Source organism: Legionella jordanis (assembly GCF_900637635.1).
Taxonomy (GTDB): Bacteria; Pseudomonadota; Gammaproteobacteria; order Legionellales; family Legionellaceae; genus Tatlockia; species Tatlockia jordanis.
In genome coordinates this window covers 3,022,356-3,040,837 of the sequence record NZ_LR134383.1, presented here as the reverse complement: position 1 = coordinate 3,040,837, position 18,482 = coordinate 3,022,356, and the positions used below count along the sequence as shown (strand labels likewise).

The window sequence follows — 18,482 nt, the reverse complement described above, 5'->3', positions numbered from 1 at the left end:
GATGAAAACATGAAATGGCTTCGAAATACTCTAGGTCCGCTTTTTCTTATTCTCGTTTGCCCACCATTTGCCATTCTTATGTGGTATACCAACAGTCATTTACAGGGTTCTTTGCAGCAGCTTGGCCTTTTTCTTAAGCAAGAAGGTATATTCCGAGGAATTTATGAGATATGGCAGCCGCTGTTTTTTGGCTCACCTACCGCATGGACTATCATTGCAGTATTTATTTTCTTTGAGTTTTTGCTCGCCAAGTATTTAAGAGGTAAACCATTTAAAGGGCCTATCACTCCCAAGGGAAATGTCCCTTTATATAAGGCGAATGGGGTTGCGGCTTTTTTGCTGACGGTTTTTAGTTTTTGTTTTTGCAGTTTTTATTTAAACCTCTTTCCTGCAACCATTATATATGATGAATTTGGAGCCATTATCGGGGCTTTAAATTGCCTCAGTTTGCTCCTTTGCTTAGCCTTCTATTTTAAGGGGAAATTTTGGCCCTCTTCCACGGATTCAGGGACCACAGGGAACTTCATTTTTGATTATTATTGGGGCACTGAACTTTACCCCACCTTTGCTGGCATCAATCTTAAAATGTTTATCAATTGTCGACTGGGCATGATGAGTTGGGGACTCATATTGTTGTCTTATGCTGCAAAACAAGAAATGCTTTTTGGTTTAAGTAATGCGATGTTGGTGGCGGTGGCTTTGCAGTTCATTTACATAGGCAAATTTTTTCTTTGGGAAACCGGTTACCTCGCTTCACTTGACATCATGCACGATCGAGCAGGCTTTTACATCTGCTGGGGTTGTTTAGTATGGGTCCCTTGTATTTATACTTCACCAAGCATGTATCTGGTTTTGCACCCCCATCACTTAAGCCCGTTTTGGGCGGTGGCAATTTTTACGGCGGGAGCTTCGGCCATCCTGATTAATTACCTGGCTGATAGGCAAAGGCAACGGATCCGTGCAACGGCTGGGCAGTGCAAAATTTGGGGTAAAACGCCTCGCTTGACCTTGGCAACTTACTACACAGAAACAGGAGAGCAGAAGCAAAATTTACTGCTAAGTTCCGGATGGTGGGGAATTTCCAGGCATTTTCATTATTTGCCCGAAATTGCCGCGGCATTTTTCTGGTCTGTGCCCGCGTTGTTCAATCATTTTGCGCCTTATTTTTACGTTTGTTTTTTAACCGTTTTGCTTTTGGATAGGGCGTTTCGCGATGATGAGCGTTGCTTAAAAAAATATGGTGGGTATTGGAAAATGTATTGTGAACAGGTTCCTTATAAAATTATTCCCTATGTGTTGTAAGTTGAAAAATTTCCGCGGCATGGCCGCGGAAATGAATTGAGGCAAATTGTAGTCCTAGCCAGGATAGATCATCTTCTTCGGATTCACGTATTCTTTAAATTGTGCTTCAGTCAAAAAGCCTAATTTAACGGCGGCTTCCATTAAAGAACTGTTATCATGGAATGCCGTTTTTGCAATTTTAGCGGCTTTGTCATAACCAATGTGTTGATTTAAAGCAGTGACAAGCATTAAAGAATTGTCTACATAATAGGCAATTTTGTCGCGATTGGCTTCTAATCCTTCTACGCAAAAGACTTGGAATGAATGGCAACTGTCTGCTAACAAATTTAAAGAATGAAGCACATTAAAAATGATCATCGGTTTAAATACATTCAATTCAAAATTTCCCTGACTTGCGGCCACAGCTACGGCAGTGTCGTTGCCAATGACCTGGGCACATACCATGGTCATGGCTTCGCATTGCGTCGGATTGACCTTACCAGGCATAATGGAGGAGCCTGGTTCATTCTCTGGCAGGTGCAATTCACCAAGGCCGCAACGGGGGCCTGAACCTAACCAGCGCACATCATTGGCGATTTTCATTAAAGCACAAGCCAAAGCCTTAAGGCTGCTGTGAGCCATTACCATAGCTTCATGTGAGGCAAGGGCTGCAAATTTGTTGGGTGCTGAAATAAAAGGCAAGTTGGTCAGCTTGGCAATGTGTTTGGCTGCGGCTTCTGCAAATTTAGGATGCGTATTCAATCCGGTACCGACGGCGGTGCCTCCAAGGGCTAGCTCATACAACTCGGGCAGCATGCGTTCTATGCGATGAATGCAAGCATCCAATTGCGCCACATAGCCGGAAAATTCCTGCCCTAAAGTCAAGGGGACGGCATCTTGCAAATGAGTGCGACCTATTTTGACGATGTCTTTGAATTCGTCCATTTTGGCAGCCAGGGCATCGCGCAAGTTGCGCACAGCCGGTAAGAGTTTTTCATGAAATGCAAGAGCTGCCGCAATGTGCATGGCGGTTGGAAACGTGTCATTAGAGGATTGCGACATGTTCACGTGATCATTCGGATGAATGGGGGTTTTACTGGCAAGTTTGCCGCCCGCTATTTCAATCGCGCGATTTGAAATCACTTCATTGCTGTTCATATTGGACTGGGTGCCGCTTCCTGTTTGCCACACGTGTAAGGGGAAGTGTTCATCCAGTTTGCCTGCCGCTACCTCTTCGGCCGCTTTTATAATCAAATCGGCTTTGTCCTGTGGCAACTTACCCAATTCCAGATTGGTGAGTGCGGCGGCTTTTTTCAAAATACCAAAGGCATGAGTCACTTCCCGAGGCATAATGTCATGACCAATATTAAAATGATGCAATGAGCGTTCGGTTTGTGCACCCCAATACTTATCTGCAGCGACAGCAATCTCTCCCATGCTATCGGTTTCAATGCGTGTATCCGCCATCTTTTATCCTCTTTGTGAAAAGCTCAAAGTTTAGCATAGGCAATGTTGATAATTAACTTTAAAAACAGATGGCGTATACTTCATCACATGATTGGTAAGCCTGTTGAGGAAGTGGTGAGAGAAGTTCGTATATATCAGCCCGGGAACTATGGCAGCGGTCAAACTCTGGAATTATCATCGGCTCAAGGACAACATGTTTCTGTCGTCTTGCGCATGCAAGCCGGAGAAAAAATAACCCTGTTCTCAGGGGATAATCGTGAATGGGAAGCCGTCATCGTTTCTGCACATAAGAAAAAGGTGGAAGTTTCCATCATTAATGAAAAACGATTGAGTCGAGAATCACCCAAGCGCATTCACCTTGTGCAAGCAATTTCCAAGGGAGAGCGCATGGAGTTTGTCATGCAAAAGGCCGTAGAGCTAGGTGTGGCCTCCATTACGCCCGTATTATCCGAGCGCTCTGTTGTGCGCCTTGATGAGGAGCGGATGGAGAAAAAATGGTCGCAATGGCAAGCGATTGCGATTGCCGCTTGTGAACAGTCAGGGCGCAACCAAATTCCCCAAATTGAAAAAATCCGCCATTTGAAAGAGGTTTTGCAAGCCCAATGGGATGCTTGCAAGCTGGTGTTGCATCCAGGTACAGAGAAAACCTGGCGGGATTATCGCTTTAGCGAAGCCAATATTGTATTGTTGGTTGGCCCCGAGGGTGGGTTTAGCGAGCAAGAAATAAATCTCATTCTGGCTTATAATTTCCATAGCCTGGCTTTAGGTCCGCGTATTTTACGAACGGAAACCGCAGCCATTGCCGCATTAACTGTGTTGCAAGCAGTTTGCGGTGATTTATAATCTCTGTCAGACTGAAATCAAATTTCATAACCAAAAGGTGATTCATGAGCGCAAATATTAAAACAATAACGGATGCCAGCTTTGAACAAGACGTGTTAAATTCTGCCAAACCCGTATTAGTGGATTTCTGGGCCGAATGGTGTGGCCCCTGCCGTGCCTTGGCTCCCATTTTTGAAGAAGTGGCTGCCTCTCACAGTCAAGACATCGTCTTTGCAAAAATTAACATCGATGAGAACCCCCAGACTCCTTCCAAATATGGCGTAATGAGCATCCCGACCCTGATTCTTTTTAAAAATGGCCAGGTTGAAGCCATAAAAATGGGACTACTCAATAAATCTCAACTGAGTGCATTTGTCGAAAGCAACCTTTAAACTTTGTATATTCTTAGGCATTTCATTGTGCTGAGAATAAAAAAATAGTAGTGGATCTCCTTGAGAGACTATGTTAAGCTGGTCTCTCAAGTGTGGCCGTTCCTCAGGCTGCCACTCTCTTTACTCAATTCACAACTGTATTCTTATCCTAATTAACTCTTGCGGTTGTGCTAAAATGAGTATTGATACTGGCGAACTTAGGGAATTGCCTCTAGGCAGCAGCTTCCCAGCTGTCCTTCCAATAAATTATCTCGGAAAAATCCATTTCGTTTAACCAACACATCAAGTGAGAAGTATGAATCTTAGTGAACTTAAGCAATTACCCATTGCCGATCTAGTCAATATCGCACAGGAAATGGGGGCTGAAAATACGTCCCGCATGCGCAAGCAAGAAGTTCTTTTTGCCATTTTAAAAGCGCACTCCCACAAAGGTGAAGATATTCTTGGCGGTGGTGTTTTGGAGGTATTATCCGACGGCTTTGGTTTTTTGCGTTCTGAGGACGGTTCTTACCAGGCAGGCCCTGACGACATTTATGTATCCCCCAGTCAAATTCGACGTTTTGGCTTGCGCACAGGTGATACCATAACCGGCAAGATTCGGCCTCCTAAAGACAACGAGCGCTACTTTGCCTTGTTGAAAGTTGATCAAATCAATTACGATTCCCCGGAAAGCGCCAAGCGCAAAATTTTATTTGAAAACCTGACTCCCTTGTTTGCTACAGAACGCCTTGTTATGGAACAAGGCAATGGCAGTACTGAAGACTTGACCGCCCGAGTGGTTGATTTATGCGCTCCTTTCGGCCGTGGCCAACGTGGTCTTATCGTTTCCCCACCCAAGGCAGGTAAGACATTAATGCTGCAAAACATTGCTCATTCCATTGAGAAAAATTACCCCGAATGTTATCTCATCGTCCTGCTGATTGATGAACGGCCTGAAGAAGTAACCGAAATGCAGCGTTCAGTGAAGGGTGAGGTAGTAGCCAGTACTTTTGATGAGCCTGCGCAACGCCATGTGCAAGTGGCTGAAATGGTCATTGAAAAGGCAAAACGTCTGGTAGAACACAAGCGTGATGTTGTGGTTCTGCTTGATTCCATTACTCGTTTGGCTCGCGCCTACAACACGGTTGTGCCATCCTCAGGCAAAGTGTTAACTGGGGGTGTTGATGCCAACGCTTTACAAAGACCCAAGCGCCTTTATGGTGCCGCTCGTAACATCGAAGAGGGTGGAAGCCTAACCATTATTGCTACGGCTTTGGTTGATACCGGTTCTAAAATGGACGAAGTGATTTATGAAGAGTTTAAGGGTACCGGTAATATGGAGATTCACTTAAGCCGAAACATTGCTGAACGACGGGTCTTCCCAGCGATTAACATCAATCGCTCTGGTACCCGCCGTGAAGATCTCTTGTTAAGCCCTGAAGAACTCCACCGCACCTGGATTCTGCGTAAAATTCTGCAATCCATGGATGAATGCGATGCGATTGAGTTCTTGCTGGAGCGCATGAAGAATCATAAAACCAATGCCGAATTTTTTGAGGCCATGAAACGTCAAGAGTAGTATTAAGTATCCTCTCTGGAGCTGAGTGCTAATCTTGCTTTCTGAAGTTTGGCACTCGCTTGAAATAGGCTTTAAGGCTGAAAAGCATGCACAATGGATGGTCATTCAAGCAGCATCCTTCGTGTTCTTCCTTCTGGTACAAACATTCCAAAATTCTTAAGGCTGGAATACAGCCCTGATGCATTTGCGTTCATCCCTCAAACCTCCTGATGTAAAAAAACAGCATGGCTGTGTTGCAGTGAGCGGTGGTAGTCGGCTAAACGCTATGCGATAATCAGCAGAATTTATCTGAGTAGCACCCTTATGAAATACGCCGATCTTCGTGATTTTATTGCCCAATTGGAGAGCCGCGGTTTACTAAAGCGCATTTCCTATCCTGTTTCTCCTCAACTTGAAATGACTGCCGTGAGCGATAAGGTATTGCGTTCAGGGGGGCCTGCACTTCTTTTTAGCCATCCGAAGGGCAGTAATATTCCTGTATTAAGCAATTTATTCGGTACTGTGGAACGGGTTGCATTGGGCATGGGTGAGGAGGACATCAGTGCCTTAAGGGAAGTGGGTAAATTATTGGCAGCACTCAAAGAACCCGAACCGCCAAAGGGTTTTAAAGACGCGTTCACTAAGTTGCCATTGCTGAAACAAGCCTTAAATATGGCACCGAAATACGTCAGCAATGCGCCTTGTCAACAATACGTCTGGGAAGGGGACGAAGTGGATCTTAATCTCTTGCCCATTCAAACCTGTTGGCCTGAAGATGCAGCGCCGCTCATCACCTGGGGGCTGGTGACTACCAAAGGGCCTCATCAAGAGCGCGAAAATATAGGCATTTATCGCCAACAAGTGATTGGCAAAAACCAACTCATTATGCGCTGGTTGTCGCACCGGGGGGGTGCTCTCGATTATCAGGCCTGGCAGGAAGTTTATCCAAATGAGCGCTTCCCGGTTGTGGTCACTTTGGGAGCCGATCCGGCTACTTTACTGGCTGCAGTGACGCCAATTCCTGACAGTTTGTCTGAATACGCCTTTGCTGGATTGCTGCGGGGGCAGCGCACACAACTCGTTTCCTGCATCGGTAATCGTTTGCATGTGCCGGCCAGTGCTGAAATTATTCTCGAAGGCTATATTGAACCGGGTGCTTTGGCGAATGAAGGCCCTTATGGCGATCACACGGGCTATTACAATGAGGTGCAAAAATTCCCCATTTTTACGGTAGAACGCCTTACTCATCGGGAAAAACCAATCTATCACAGCACTTATACAGGACGTCCACCTGATGAGCCAGCGATTTTGGGCTTGGCTTTAAATGAACTGTTTATACCTCTATTGCAAAAGCAATTCCCGGAAATCGTCGATTTTTATTTGCCTCCTGAAGGTTGCTCGTATCGTTTGGCAGTGGTGACGATCAAAAAGCAATACCCAGGGCACGCCAAACGCATCATGATGGCAGTTTGGTCTTTCCTAAGGCAATTTATGTACACAAAATTTGTCATCGTCTGCGACGATGATGTGGATGCGCGCAATTGGCAGGACGTCATTTGGGCGATGACCACTCGCGTTGATCCGCTGCGGGACACGGTGATGGTAGACAATACACCCATTGATTATCTAGATTTTGCCTCCCCCATATCAGGACTTGGTTCTAAGATGGGGCTTGATGCGACCAACAAATGGCCAGGGGAAACTCAGCGGGAGTGGGGGAAACCCATTGTGATGGCTAAGGAAGTCATTGAAAGAGTGGAAGCTTTTTGGCCGGAGCTGGGGTTAGGGGAATGACAAAATTGATTACGGCTGACGTGGAGCAAATCAATCCTTTAACGGACAGCATTTTGCAAGTTTACTTAAGACCATCTAAATACATTGAATATGAAGCAGGACAATATTTGCAAGTCATTACTCCAGATGGGGAATTGAGTTATTCCATTGCGAATGCTCCTTTAGGTTCGCACCAATATGAGTTGCATATTCGCCACAGTCAAGAGAACAGCAGCAATCAAAAACTTCTTAATGAAATCAAAAGTAAAGGGAAGGTTCAAATCCATCTGCCACTGGGAAATTGCTATTTAAATCGATTGGAAGCTGACAAGCCCATTTTGTTTATTGCAGGCGGAACCGGTTTTGCACCCATTAAAGCCATGATTGAACAATTGTTGGCAACAGGAGATAAGCGTTCTTTTGAATTATTTTGGGGTGCACGTTCACAAAGTGATTTGTATCTTGACGATAAGGTGCGGCAATGGCAGGCTCACGTGGCGCGCTTTCACTATTTTTCTTCTTTGTCCCAAAGCAGCAGGGAGACATTGGCTTCAGTTATTCTGGACCATCATGCTAAAGATTTGAAAGAGTGGCAAGTGGTGATTGCAGGCCCATTTGATATGGTTTTTGCCATTCGTGATGTTTTGCTGCTCTATGGGGTCAAAAAAGAGCAGTTATTTTCAGATGCATTTGATTTTGAAGAGAAGGAAAGCAATTAATGGAAACATTGTATCAAATTTTAGGCATTCTTGGTGCAGCTTTGATTATTTGGGTCTTGTATCGAGCCATTAAGGGACGGCCTGATCAGTTCAGCCGTGAAAAACTCGCTAAAAGTTTTTCAACCCTGGGAATTTTGGCTCTCATTTTAATTGCTTTTGTTGCTTTCCTGGTATTTCTCCTTAGACAAACCTAAGGGATAAACCATCCAACAAGATTAATGCTGGATTCTATTACTGTGATATTTTCCATGGCTCTCATGGAGATAAGTTTCAAGATTGGGGTTATTAATTTTAAGCGAGCTGGGATCGGGCTTAAGGAAACATTCTTCCACATAAGTGATCTGACTGCTCTCATCCACTAAAAGCCTATACCAGGGATTGCGCGTGGCAAATTCGCGTTTCATGGCTTGCGGATTATAACGCCCTGAAGCTTGAAAATAAGGATCAGCATCAATGATAACCGCACGATAGCCATGTTGTTTATGAATGACTCGCTCACCGACGTTAAATTTTGCCGATTTATTCATCATTCTCTCCCCGTTTTAGTCATTTCTTGCCTTTTGCTTCTAATATCGGTTAGCCTCGCTAGATCTTGAATTGCATGACACTGGAATGAAACGAAATTGGTTAAACGATAAAACTCATGGCCTAACAATTTTATTGATCTTCAGTTATAGCTTCATGCATCTGAAGTTAACAGGCCAGTACACGGCCGCGACTTTGGATAAACTCGTCCAGTTCAACGCTCCTTTGCCCTATGGGCAGAGATTGCTTGTTCCGGCAATTGCCCATTTTTTTTCTTTATTCCTGCCTTTGGAAACTTACCAGATCTTTTTTTTATTGGAATTGTTAATTAACAGTGCATTGTTTCTGGTTTTGGTTAAATTATTGATGGAAGAATTTAAGCCCAAGCAAGCACAGCTGTTAAGTTGGCTCTTCATTTTGCTACTGCCTTTGATAACGGTGGTCAATTACCGTTTCAATATGAATGGGGGAGCAGCCTTTTTTTACCCCTATGACAGCGCTTCTCTGCTATTCCTGACTGCGGGATTCTGGCTTTGCCTGCGTTCTCAATGGCTTTATTATGTCATTTTGCTCATGGTTGCCACTCTGAACCGCGAAACCAGTCTGTTACTCGTTCTGATGATTCCAGCCTTGCATTGGCAAAATCTTAGGGCGGTAATAAAACCCATGTTTGCAGCTGCTCTGGCTTACCTATTGGTGCGCCTATGCGTATATCTTTTAGTTCATCACCAAGCCGGTGAATTCTTTGAGCTCTACTTTCGCTATCCCTATTACACGCATTATGAAGTGAATTTAATTTGGCTTTGGCAAGAGGAACATATCTTTTTATTCCTGTTTTGTTTTGCGGGTTTACCCCTATTTTGGTTTATCTTCTTCGATTTTATTCCTCTGCAATACCGTCCTTTACGCTATCCCATGCTTTTTTATTTTCTATGCTTATTATTTTTTGGTCAGCTAATGGAGTCCCGTCTTTATATGGAAATTGCGGCCTTATTGTATTTGCCAGTATGTGTAGCAATCAAGAACTGGCTCCAGGAGCAAAAGCCTCTTCCCGCGCCTAAAGCAGGATTGTTGAGTTCCATTAATGATTATGCCGTTCTTGTGATTCTCGCGGCCGCACTGCTTTTAGGAAAAATACTTAATCCGTTGATTGTTTATTGGGGTAGTTTTTATCATTGATTTTTGGTTGTACACAGCCTGCGAGCACGATGCCCAATTCATACAACAGGCAAAGTGGAACTGCCAATATGATTTGCGAGAACACATCAGGCGGGGTTAGCAGCATGCCAATGACAAAGGCTGCCACGATGACGTAAGGACGAATTGTTTTTAATAGAGTTATATCAATCCATTCTAACTGGACCAGGGTCAGGCAGAGTAAAGGCACCTGAAAACATAAACCAAACAGCAGCAGCATCCGCGTAATAAAATCCAGGGCATTGGCCATGTCAGGCAATAACTTCACGCCTGAAGGGACTGCCTTGGCAAAAAAATGAAACATAAAAGGCAGGACAATGTAGAAACCAAATAATAATCCTAACAAGAATAAAGCAAAGCTCATGATCATTGCCGCCCGCAAATGCTGCCTTTCCTGCCGATATAATCCTGGGGCAATAAATTGCCAAATTTGTAAGAGTGCAAAGGGGGCTGTGCACAGCATGGCGGCATTGGCGGCTAATTTGATTGGTGTGAAAACGGGTGAGGTTATCTGTGTGGCGATTAGTGATTCATTTGCGCTTAAAGCATTTAGCAGGGGTTTAATCAGGGCGGAAAATAGGTCATTTGCAAAAAAGAAAAACACTAAAAAAAATAGAGCGAAGAACATTATTACATGCAGAGCTCTTCGTCTTAGTTCCAGTAAATAATCAAGCATTTTTTTTAGAATTCTCCAAGCCATATGAAGATTAAAAGTAGCATGATTTAATTCAAAATGAACAGTTTTTTCTATCTCATATAAGAGACAGAAGGCCAGTTTCGCCTGATCGTTATTGCTGTGAATAAAGCAGTCGTTTAAAACAAAATAAATAATCAATTGTAAAAATTTTTGATATAATTTGTCTTTGATTTTGAGGTAAGATAAGTGAAACATAATCCACGCAAGCGCTTTGGCCAGAACTTTCTACAAGATCGCCAAATTATTAACCAAATTTTAAGCGCAGCGAACTTAAAACCAGAGGATAAGGTTGTCGAAATTGGCCCGGGTTTGGGTGCATTAACCAAGCCCTTGCTAAGACAATTGAACCACCTTAACGCGATTGAAATTGATCAGGATTTACTTGAGCATTTAAGGCAGTTGCCAGAGGCAGAAGAGAAGCTAACGCTGTTGTCCGCTGATGCGCTAACCGTGGATTACAGCCAATGGGGCAAGCATCTGCGGATCCTTGGTAATTTGCCTTATAACATTTCAACGCCTTTGCTGCTTCACTTAGTCAATTACGCGCCATTTATAGATGACATGCATTTCATGTTGCAAAAGGAAGTCGTCCTTCGTATTGCCGCAGAACCAGGCACAAAAGCCTATGGCCGTTTAACGATTATGCTGCAATATTTTTGTGATGTGACTTATTTATTTGATGTTCCACCTGAAGCCTTTTATCCAAAGCCTAAGGTTGATTCCGCGATTGTTCGTTTAAAGCCTTATCGGCAATCGCCTTTTCCTGCAGTTAATGTAGCCAGACTTGAACATTTGGTGGCGCAGGCTTTTTCAATGAGACGAAAGACCGTGGCGAACAATCTGAAACCATTTTTAAATGCTGCGCAGCTAAATGATTTAGGCATTGATGCCAGTCTGCGACCTGAGCAGCTTTCAATTGCAGAATATGTTCGATTGGCGAAATTTATGGACAATTAGTGTAAAATATATAGTAATCTAAATTTTGGAGATTGATTTTGTTTCATCGTTATGGAAAGAAAACCAAGTCACTAAAGGCTAAGTCTTTAAGCGATTTAATACGCATTATTCAGGCTCCAGTCATAATGGCAGAAGAAAAGCGCAAAGCTTTACTAATGCAAATTAGAGATGCGAGCACCCTGGAGGAGCCGCGATTCGACAGTCTCTGCTTGAGTTTAATCCATAACTTTGTTAATCACTGCCAAAACCTTCCAGAAACAGCCAACAGTTATTACTCGCAACCGGGCGGCTTGTTGGATCATGCTTTAAACAGGACGGAAGCCGCGCTTTCCTTGTTTAAGCAATACGTCATTAAAGAGGGTATTCAGGAATTATCAGAAGAGCAAAAATTATGGCAATATGCTCTTTTTTCGGCTGCCATGTTGCAAGGGATCGGTAAATTACAAATCGATTTTAGCATCACCCTTTATGACAATAATGGCCAATTCCTTAAACAATGGAACCCATTACTCGAAAATTTGGCTGCAATGGGCAGTCACTACAGCTATGAATTTTTAAAAGAATCGGACGAGGACCTTCGACGCCGGCTTAATTTGTTGCTAGCCCGCATGCTTATGCCCATCAGCGGTTTCAGCTGGATTGCTTCCAATCCGCAAGTATTGGCCGTATGGCTGGCTTTGCTTAATGAAGATTTGCAAGGGGCAGGCACATTAGGTGCGATTCTAATCCGTGCGAATGCCATTGCCCTACAGCGTTATTTTAATCAGTTTTTAGTGAGGCATTATGGTTCGCGTGGTGGCCGTTATGCACGAGTCAGTACGTTTGCTGGTGGAACGCCAGAATCCATCAATGAGATTGAGCAACAAATAGGTATTGAATTCATTCAATGGCTAAGCAAATCACTCGATGCTGGTCGCATCATGGTCAATAAAGCTCCTTTGTTTATGGTGCCCGGAGGAATGTTGATGTCTGCTGATATGTTTAAGCTGTTCGTAAGAGAGCATCCGGAATTTAAAAACTGGCAAGCGGTTCAAAATGCCTTTTTGTCTTTGGGTTTGCACCGTGTAAGCCCCGATGGCAATATCCAGTCTCGCTTTGAACAAGCGAATAACCAGCAAATGCACACAGGAGTGGTTTTCTCCGAATACGCTGTAGCCTTACCCAATGAGGTGCAGGTATATAATTTAAATACTGGTAAAAGCAACAGTATGTCAGCCACTGAATTGATTCACCAGTCGCAATTTAATCACCATTTCACCCGCCAGCAAGTGAATTATGCTAGCAATCCACTGCTGCATTTGAATGCAGCAGGTCAATGGCAACAACCCGCTAACACGGCATCTTTGCAGGTTAGGCTACAGCCGGGAGTGACCAACGGTGCCTGATTATGCAATTGGTGATGTGCAGGGATGTTATGAACCTTTGCAACGCTTGCTAGAGCACATTGATTTTGACGAGAAGCGAGATAGGTTATGGTTCGTGGGCGATTTGGTAAATCGAGGCCCACAATCTCTTGAAGTATTGCGTTTTGTAAAACAATTACCGCTTAAACCTCATATTACTTTGGGCAATCACGACCTCCACTTATTAAATAGGTTGTTTGGCAATCATCCACATGTCAATTCTGATGACAGCCTGCATGCGATTTTGGTCGCCGAAGATCGCGAAGAGTTAGGCCATTGGTTGCGCCAACAATCTATTTTACACCATGACCAAGACTTGAATGTAGTTATGTGCCATGCTGGTATTCCACCCGTTTGGGATTTGGCTGAAGCCAAAGAACATGCAGTAGAACTGGAATCGGCATTAAGAGGAGAACATTACCAAAATTTTTTTAGTCATATGTATGGCAATAAGCCGGCTTGTTGGTCTGAAGATTTAAGTGGTTTAACGAGATTGCGTGTCATTACCAATTATTTTACACGCATGCGGTTTTGTGACAACAATGGTTGTTTACTTCTGGGATATAAAGGTACCCTTGCCGATTCCCCTTCTGATCATATTCCCTGGTATGCTGTCCCTTCGCGCAAAGCCATTGCCGTTGATATTGTATTTGGACACTGGGCTGCTTTAGAAGGAAAGACCCCCGGGACTGGCATTTTTGCCATCGATACCGGCTGTTTGTGGGGAGGACATTTAACTGCCTTAAGATTGCAAGACCGACAGCGTTTGGCGGTAGAAGGGCTAAAAAAATAAACTAACCCTGATTTTTGAGCATTTCAAACCAATACTAATCCCGTGCTATGCTGAATGATATTGCTGTTACGAATTTTTGGATCAAATTCAAAGGCATTCTTGGATTATGAAGAAATTGCTGCTTTTGGCGCTAAGCACTTTGCTGTTTCTTGCAGCCTGGATTGGTTTTGGTTTTTGGCCAAGGAAGGCCATTGAAGTAGTCCATCCAATCATCGGAACGGCCGTCCAAGCTGCCTATGCCACAGGGACAGTAGAACCCACCGTAATGATGCCCATTTCCTCACAAGTCACTGCCCGTCTAATTCAGCTGAATGTCGACGAAGGAAGTGATGTAAAAAAAGGGCAAGTCCTTGCCCAATTGGAAGACATTGATCTACAAGAAACCTTAAATGAGCAAAAAGAGCGGGAAGAATTGGCAAAAAAGCGTTTTGAACGCAATGCTGAGCTCATTAAAAAAGGAATGGTTTCCAAAGATGAGTATGATCGCACGGTTTCAGAATGGAAAGCTGCCATTGCTCAAGTCAAAGCCACTGAGGCCAAAATAAGCTATCTCAAGCTGATTGCCCCTGCTGACGGTAAAATCATTCGCCGCGACGGTGAAATTGGCCAATTAATTCCCGCGAATCAGGCTGTATTTTGGTTATCTTGCTGCGCCCCTTTAAGAATCTCCACCGAAGTGGATGAAGAAGACATTGCCGATGTCCGCGTAGGCCAAAAAGTATTAATTCAAGCCGATGCTTTCCCAAACAAAATGTTCTACGGTCAAGTACAAAGCATTACTCCGAAAGGGGATCCCATAGCGCGCAGTTATCGAGTGCGAATTAGGCTTTCGCAGCAAACCCCTTTACTGATTGGTATGACTGCGGAAACGAATATCATTTTTCATGAGAAGACGAATGCTTTGTTATTGCCATTAAGCACTCTGGTGAAGAATGAAGTTTGGAAGGTTGAACATGGCCGCCTTAGAAAGGCTTCAGTCGTAGTCGGCACGAAGGGCTTGCAAAAAATAGAGATTATAAAAGGAGCCAGCACAAAGGATTTGGTTGTTTTGCATCCGAGTGCAGATTTGAAAGAAGGAATGCGTGTACGTCCGGTGCTGCTTGACCAGGAAAAGGAATGAAACTGTTTATCCTGATCGCCATTAAACATTTACTTGCCAGAAAACGCCAAAGTCTGGTTTCTTTAATGGGTATTGTGTTAGGGGTGGCATTCTTTCTCAGTATTTCTTCGCTGATGCAAGGTTCAGAAAAAGATTTTATTAAACGTTTAATTGATAATTCGCCGCACATCACCATTGTTGATGAATATCGCAATCCTCGCCGCCAACCTGTTGAAAAAATTTACAAGCATGGCGTCATTGAATTAAGACGTGTTAAGCCTTTGACGGAGACCAGAGGGGTCCGTGGTTATGAGCAAATCATTAAATACCTGCAAAATATACCGGGCTTGATTGTTTCCCCCGTGCTTGTGGGGGAGGGTCTCGTCAGTTATGCCGGAAAAGATGTGGCCATCACGTTAAATGGTATGGTCCCTGAGGAAATTAAAAAAGTTTCAACCATTGAAAATTATATGCTAACAGGGACGGTTGATAATTTAATTGTGAATCGGGATGGAATAATCATTGGTAACGAACTGGCGCATAAATTATCTCTAAACATGGGGGATAATATCAACGTTACAGCTCCGACAGCGCAAGTAAAAACGTTTAAAATCCTTGGGATTTTCCGCACAGGCCGCTCTGATTTTGATAACAGCCAGACTTTTGTGGACATCAAACGCACACAAGCTTTGCTTAATCGGGCCAATCGTGCCAATAACATCATGATTAAATTGGCTAATCCTTATCAGGCTTACACCCTTGCTGCTGAAATTGAAAAACAAGTGGGTTACAAGAGCGTTTCATGGCAGGAGAAGTCGGAAGATTTATTGAATACTTTAGTGATCCGCAACATCATCATGTACAGTGTAGTCAGTGCTGTTTTAATTGTTGCGGCATTTGGAATTTATAATGTAATTTCCACAGTCGTTATGGAAAAACACCGGGATATTGCCATTTTAAAATCGATAGGCTTTCACAAGAAAGACATTTTGCTAATTTTTATCATCCAGGGTTTTATATTAGGCTTAATTGGTTGTTTGCTTGGATTGCCCTTGGGCAGTCTATTGATGTATAGCCTAATGCAAGTCAGCTTTAAGCCACCTGGTAGTTCCGAAATCATTCACATGCCACTGGATTGGAGTTACGTGCAATTTCTTATTGCAGGCGGCTTTGCTTTGACGGCAGCAATGGTTGCAGCATTTTTGCCTGCAAGAAAAGCTGCATCGGTGCAGCCTGTGGATATTTTGCGAGGTGGGATGTAATGGACACGGTGATTAGGGTTGAGCATCTTAGTCGGTCGTTAAGTGGGGAAATTGAAATTACTCTTGTTGATGACATTAGTCTGGAAATTCAGCAGGGAGAATTTCTGGTGATCTCAGGGCCATCAGGATCAGGAAAGTCTTCTTTACTTTATCTATTGGGATTATTAGATAGGCCAAGCAGCGGTAAGATTTGGCTAAATGGGCAGGACATCACCCGTTGCCCAGAAGATGAACTTGCAACCATTAGACTCAGTCAATTGGGATATGTATTTCAATTCCATTTTCTTTTACCGGAATTCACCGCTTTGGAAAACGTCATGTTGCCTATGCAGCGTTTAGGAAAACTACCCGCGCAAGAGATAACAGCGCGTGCACAACAATTACTAAGCAATTTAGGTTTAGCCTCTCATTATAATAAATTTCCCAAGCAACTTTCCGGGGGGCAAAGTCAACGAGTTGCCATTGCTCGCGCATTGGCCAATGAGCCTTTACTGATTCTGGCCGATGAACCGACCGGAAATTTAGATACAACTTCGAGCGCAAATGTGGAAATGATTCTACGCAACTTGGCTCACGAGGAAAATCGTGCGATCGCGGTAGTCACCCATGATCCCTCTTTTGCAAAAATGGCGGATCGAGCAATTCATATCGTAGATGGCAAAATTCAGAACTCTTGATTAATAGCTTTTAAATTTCTAGATAAACCACAAACCAAAAGCAAACAAAACATAGAACAGCCCAAATCCCATTAAGCGTCCTGGTGATAATGCCTGTTTACGGAGCAACAGAAAAAGTCCTAAAATCGACAGCATGGTAATGGCTGCGCCCCATATTGAGGCTTTGCTGAGCAGCCAGGGTGTAAAAAGAATTCCAAATGCACTGGGGACCGTTGCTTGAATCATCATAGCTCCGCTGATATTGGCAAGCGCCAAAATATGTTTTCCCTGGCGAACCCAAATGATGGCATTCATCGTTTCTGGCAGTTCAGTAGCAACAGGACTGATTAGTAAGGCCATCGTTTGTGGTGAAAATCCAAATTCTGTGCCCAGTATTTCCAAATAATGAACGAAAACCTGCGAACTTGCGAATACCAAGGCTAAAGCCAAGCTCGTTTGCAACAATGCCCATTTTGCAGGAGGATTGCTCTCATGCGGTCGAAATTTCAAGGGTTCCAAATAATCAGGGTGCTCAGAATCATCTTTTTCATTCATTTCATGAAATACATAAATGACGTATGCCAAAAGAAACAGGAGCCCAAGCCAGGGTTTATAAACAAAAGCCACTAAACCCAATGCAATTTTAAAAATAAAAATACTAAGAAACCAACGCTGATCTTGCTTAAGGCTTTGTTCAGTACGTCCTGAAAGAAACTTTATATTCTCGTTTCTCTGCTTCAAAATAAAAGAGAGTCCCACTACGCCATAGGCAATTGTTGACAAGACCAGAGGACCGCCAATTGCTGCGCCAATTCCGATTTCTTTTCGCGCTGGATTATTGCCAAACACCACCGCTACGAAGGTAACAATACTTTCAGGCAATGCTGTGCCGAATGCGGCCAAGATGGTTCCTGTGGCATTTTTAGTAATATTGAATTGATGGCCAATCCATTCAACGCCGTTGACGAAATATTCACAAGAGAAATAAATGACTATCGCTGCTACGAGTAAAATGAAAAAAGCCATATCCATCATGCCTTGATTTTTCGCCGGGTTTTCTATGATAAACGGTGAGGCAATAATCTTATACGGTTGTCTATGGAAAAATTGCTTAAGGACTCATAGAATGTCATCGCGGATTTTAAAAGGATGAAAACATGCTGCTTCACCCTATCATTGAGACTGAACGCTTAATTCTTAGGCCGCCACAAGCCGGTGATGAGGTTTTTCTTAACCAAGCCATTAAGGAATCGCTTCCGGAATTGTCCCGCTGGATGCCCTGGGCCCGGGATCCGAGTATTGAAACCACCCGTAATTTCATCCATAAAAATTTGCAACACTGGGGCACAGATGAAATGAAGGAGATGGCCTTCATCACTGTACTAAAGCAGGAAAATCTTATCATTGGAGCCTGTGGTTATAATGACGAGAGCGACCCATTTGTGCCCTACTTTGAAATCGGCTACTGGATTCATAGCCATTTTACTGGCAAAGGCCTGGCGACGGAGTTAGCCCTTGCACTTAGCCATTATGCTTTTGATGTATTTAAAGCGGTTCGAGTGCAAATTTGCTGTCAGCCTGATAACGTTAAATCCCGTCGTGTTATTGAAAAATGCGGCTACCAATTTGAAGCCAAATTACGGAATCAGTGTCTTGATTTGTTGAGCGGCAAACCCACGGATCGCTTGGTTTTTGCCTGTTTCAGTCCTGAGCAACTCCCTAAAATCTTTATAAAATACACGCACACAGATTAAATGTTCTCCGCCTTGGCGAACCTCAATGGTCAGTCCAGCCCAGTAACTGCTCAATAAAAATCATATTTATTTAAAATAGCACTTTAGTGGTTTTATTTTAACCCGTAATGAATAATTTTGGTCCACATGATATACTCTCGACGCCACA

Annotated in this window: 19 protein-coding genes; 15 read left to right on the top strand and 4 right to left on the bottom strand. The window is 43.5% G+C overall.

Annotated elements, in window-relative coordinates:
* Window positions 1–9: 9 nt before the first annotated feature.
* Window positions 10–1,302: a phosphatidylethanolamine N-methyltransferase family domain-containing protein gene (locus EL203_RS13770; protein ID WP_058471669.1), complete on the top strand. Its 1,293-nt coding sequence runs from the start codon at window positions 10–12 to the stop codon at window positions 1,300–1,302.
* A 54-nt stretch (window positions 1,303–1,356) separates the two neighbouring features.
* Here EL203_RS13770 and fumC read toward each other — a convergent pair whose 3' ends face one another.
* Entirely contained in the window at window positions 1,357–2,748 is a 1,392-nt protein-coding gene (gene fumC / locus EL203_RS13765) for a class II fumarate hydratase (protein WP_058471670.1), read from the bottom strand.
* A 114-nt stretch (window positions 2,749–2,862) separates the two neighbouring features.
* On the opposite strand from fumC, the gene EL203_RS13760 reads away from it, so the two are divergent.
* The 6 genes from EL203_RS13760 to EL203_RS13735 all read left to right on the top strand — a co-directional run bounded on the left by EL203_RS13760 (window position 2,863) and on the right by EL203_RS13735 (window position 8,185).
* Entirely contained in the window at window positions 2,863–3,591 is a 729-nt protein-coding gene (locus tag EL203_RS13760; protein WP_058472249.1) for a 16S rRNA (uracil(1498)-N(3))-methyltransferase, read from the top strand.
* A gap of 44 nt (window positions 3,592–3,635) precedes the next feature.
* Window positions 3,636–3,962 (top strand): thioredoxin, encoded by a 327-nt coding sequence (trxA, locus tag EL203_RS13755; protein WP_058471671.1) that lies wholly within the window; start codon window positions 3,636–3,638, stop codon window positions 3,960–3,962.
* A 295-nt stretch (window positions 3,963–4,257) separates the two neighbouring features.
* Window positions 4,258–5,520 carry a transcription termination factor Rho gene (gene rho / locus EL203_RS13750; protein WP_058471672.1) on the top strand — a complete coding sequence of 421 codons (1,263 nt, stop codon included), beginning with the start codon at window positions 4,258–4,260 and terminating at the stop codon, window positions 5,518–5,520.
* 303 nt (window positions 5,521–5,823) lie between these two features.
* On the top strand, window positions 5,824–7,293 hold the full coding sequence (gene ubiD, locus EL203_RS13745) for a 4-hydroxy-3-polyprenylbenzoate decarboxylase (protein ID WP_058471673.1): 1,470 nt from the start codon (window positions 5,824–5,826) through the stop codon (window positions 7,291–7,293).
* Window positions 7,290–7,991, top strand: coding sequence for an NAD(P)H-flavin reductase (locus EL203_RS13740; RefSeq protein ID WP_058471674.1), 702 nt, complete (start codon window positions 7,290–7,292; stop codon window positions 7,989–7,991). Before ubiD ends, EL203_RS13740 begins: the two co-directional genes overlap by 4 nt.
* Complete coding sequence (locus tag EL203_RS13735) at window positions 7,991–8,185, top strand: hypothetical protein (protein ID WP_058471675.1); 195 nt, start codon at window positions 7,991–7,993, stop codon at window positions 8,183–8,185. Before EL203_RS13740 ends, EL203_RS13735 begins: the two co-directional genes overlap by 1 nt.
* A 21-nt stretch (window positions 8,186–8,206) precedes the next feature.
* Here EL203_RS13735 and hspQ read toward each other — a convergent pair whose 3' ends face one another.
* Window positions 8,207–8,518 (bottom strand): heat shock protein HspQ, encoded by a 312-nt coding sequence (gene hspQ / locus EL203_RS13730; protein WP_058471676.1) that lies wholly within the window; start codon window positions 8,516–8,518, stop codon window positions 8,207–8,209.
* An 85-nt stretch (window positions 8,519–8,603) separates the two neighbouring features.
* On the opposite strand from hspQ, the gene EL203_RS13725 reads away from it, so the two are divergent.
* Complete coding sequence (locus tag EL203_RS13725; protein ID WP_058471677.1) at window positions 8,604–9,695, top strand: hypothetical protein; 1,092 nt, start codon at window positions 8,604–8,606, stop codon at window positions 9,693–9,695.
* Here EL203_RS13725 and tatC read toward each other — a convergent pair.
* A complete protein-coding gene (gene tatC / locus EL203_RS13720; RefSeq protein ID WP_058472250.1) occupies window positions 9,655–10,389 on the bottom strand; it encodes a twin-arginine translocase subunit TatC in 735 nt (244 codons plus the stop codon). The genes EL203_RS13725 and tatC overlap by 41 nt on opposite strands.
* Before the next feature lie 207 nt (window positions 10,390–10,596).
* On the opposite strand from tatC, the gene rsmA reads away from it, so the two are divergent.
* The 6 genes from rsmA (at window position 10,597) to EL203_RS13690 (ending at window position 16,601) form a co-directional block, all read left to right on the top strand.
* Window positions 10,597–11,367 (top strand): 16S rRNA (adenine(1518)-N(6)/adenine(1519)-N(6))-dimethyltransferase RsmA, encoded by a 771-nt coding sequence (rsmA, locus tag EL203_RS13715; RefSeq protein WP_058471678.1) that lies wholly within the window; start codon window positions 10,597–10,599, stop codon window positions 11,365–11,367.
* A gap of 38 nt (window positions 11,368–11,405) precedes the next feature.
* Window positions 11,406–12,752, top strand: a complete 1,347-nt coding sequence (locus EL203_RS13710) for a conjugal transfer nickase/helicase domain-containing protein (RefSeq protein ID WP_058471679.1) — start codon at window positions 11,406–11,408, stop codon at window positions 12,750–12,752.
* Window positions 12,745–13,563, top strand: coding sequence for a symmetrical bis(5'-nucleosyl)-tetraphosphatase (locus tag EL203_RS13705; RefSeq protein ID WP_058471680.1), 819 nt, complete (start codon window positions 12,745–12,747; stop codon window positions 13,561–13,563). The genes EL203_RS13710 and EL203_RS13705 overlap by 8 nt, the downstream gene beginning before the upstream one ends.
* Before the next feature lie 106 nt (window positions 13,564–13,669).
* On the top strand, window positions 13,670–14,683 hold the full coding sequence (locus EL203_RS13700) for an efflux RND transporter periplasmic adaptor subunit (RefSeq protein WP_058471681.1): 1,014 nt from the start codon (window positions 13,670–13,672) through the stop codon (window positions 14,681–14,683).
* Window positions 14,680–15,924, top strand: a complete 1,245-nt coding sequence (locus tag EL203_RS13695) for an FtsX-like permease family protein (protein WP_058471682.1) — start codon at window positions 14,680–14,682, stop codon at window positions 15,922–15,924. Before EL203_RS13700 ends, EL203_RS13695 begins: the two co-directional genes overlap by 4 nt.
* Complete coding sequence (locus tag EL203_RS13690) at window positions 15,924–16,601, top strand: ABC transporter ATP-binding protein (RefSeq protein ID WP_058471683.1); 678 nt, start codon at window positions 15,924–15,926, stop codon at window positions 16,599–16,601. The genes EL203_RS13695 and EL203_RS13690 overlap by 1 nt, the downstream gene beginning before the upstream one ends.
* Before the next feature lie 18 nt (window positions 16,602–16,619).
* Here EL203_RS13690 and EL203_RS13685 read toward each other — a convergent pair whose 3' ends face one another.
* Window positions 16,620–17,606: a sodium:calcium antiporter gene (locus EL203_RS13685; protein WP_232003966.1), complete on the bottom strand. Its 987-nt coding sequence runs from the start codon at window positions 17,604–17,606 to the stop codon at window positions 16,620–16,622.
* 131 nt (window positions 17,607–17,737) lie between these two features.
* Between EL203_RS13685 and EL203_RS13680 the strand changes: the two genes are divergently transcribed.
* Window positions 17,738–18,334, top strand: coding sequence for a GNAT family N-acetyltransferase (locus EL203_RS13680; protein WP_058471685.1), 597 nt, complete (start codon window positions 17,738–17,740; stop codon window positions 18,332–18,334).
* The last annotated feature ends 148 nt before the right edge of the window (window positions 18,335–18,482 follow it).

Excerpts from the sequence above, each read along its gene's own strand:
- EL203_RS13770 (WP_058471669.1), top strand. The coding sequence starts at position 10 with ATGAAATGGCTTCGAAATACTCTAGGTCCGCTTTTTCTTATTCTCGTT.
- fumC (WP_058471670.1), bottom strand. The coding sequence starts at position 2,748 with ATGGCGGATACACGCATTGAAACCGATAGCATGGGAGAGATTGCTGTC.
- trxA (WP_058471671.1), top strand. The coding sequence starts at position 3,636 with ATGAGCGCAAATATTAAAACAATAACGGATGCCAGCTTTGAACAAGAC.
- rho (WP_058471672.1), top strand. The coding sequence starts at position 4,258 with ATGAATCTTAGTGAACTTAAGCAATTACCCATTGCCGATCTAGTCAAT.
- ubiD (WP_058471673.1), top strand. The coding sequence starts at position 5,824 with ATGAAATACGCCGATCTTCGTGATTTTATTGCCCAATTGGAGAGCCGC.
- EL203_RS13740 (WP_058471674.1), top strand. The coding sequence starts at position 7,290 with ATGACAAAATTGATTACGGCTGACGTGGAGCAAATCAATCCTTTAACG.
- EL203_RS13735 (WP_058471675.1), top strand. The coding sequence starts at position 7,991 with ATGGAAACATTGTATCAAATTTTAGGCATTCTTGGTGCAGCTTTGATT.
- hspQ (WP_058471676.1), bottom strand. The coding sequence starts at position 8,518 with ATGAATAAATCGGCAAAATTTAACGTCGGTGAGCGAGTCATTCATAAA.
- EL203_RS13725 (WP_058471677.1), top strand. The coding sequence starts at position 8,604 with ATGAAACGAAATTGGTTAAACGATAAAACTCATGGCCTAACAATTTTA.
- tatC (WP_058472250.1), bottom strand. The coding sequence starts at position 10,389 with ATGCTTGATTATTTACTGGAACTAAGACGAAGAGCTCTGCATGTAATA.
- EL203_RS13700 (WP_058471681.1), top strand. The coding sequence starts at position 13,670 with ATGAAGAAATTGCTGCTTTTGGCGCTAAGCACTTTGCTGTTTCTTGCA.
- EL203_RS13695 (WP_058471682.1), top strand. The coding sequence starts at position 14,680 with ATGAAACTGTTTATCCTGATCGCCATTAAACATTTACTTGCCAGAAAA.
- EL203_RS13690 (WP_058471683.1), top strand. The coding sequence starts at position 15,924 with ATGGACACGGTGATTAGGGTTGAGCATCTTAGTCGGTCGTTAAGTGGG.
- EL203_RS13685 (WP_232003966.1), bottom strand. The coding sequence starts at position 17,606 with ATGGCTTTTTTCATTTTACTCGTAGCAGCGATAGTCATTTATTTCTCT.
- EL203_RS13680 (WP_058471685.1), top strand. The coding sequence starts at position 17,738 with ATGCTGCTTCACCCTATCATTGAGACTGAACGCTTAATTCTTAGGCCG.